Below are 288 nucleotides of genomic sequence, written 5' to 3'. Positions count from 1 at the left end.
GGCCATTTTCGTCGCGAATCGGTTTCACCTGAGCGTACCTGATGGCGGACAGGGAATCCGCCGCCACCGACAGTCCGGCGATGCCGCACGCCATCGTCCGATACACATCACGGTCGTGCAGCGCCATCAGCGAAGCTTCATAGCTGTACTTATCGTGCATGTAGTGAATGACGTTCAGCGCGCTAATGTACTGCACCGCCAGCCAGTCCATAAAATGGTCGAGGCTCTCCATTACCGTGTCGTAATCCAGCACCTCATCCGTTAACGGCGCGGTTTTCGGCCCAACCT

General features: G+C 57.3%; 1 protein-coding gene. It reads right to left on the bottom strand.

Annotated features, from left to right (window positions below; all coding sequences use genetic code 11):
* A partial coding sequence (locus J4G32_RS21100; RefSeq protein ID WP_281413605.1) for a pyruvate formate lyase family protein occupies nucleotides 1-288 on the bottom strand: 288 nt, incomplete at both ends.

It is taken from the genome of Microvirga antarctica, from assembly GCF_017921815.1.
GTDB classification, from domain to species: Bacteria; Pseudomonadota; Alphaproteobacteria; order Rhizobiales; family Beijerinckiaceae; genus Microvirga; species Microvirga antarctica.
This window is presented reverse-complemented; position numbering and strand designations above follow the sequence as displayed.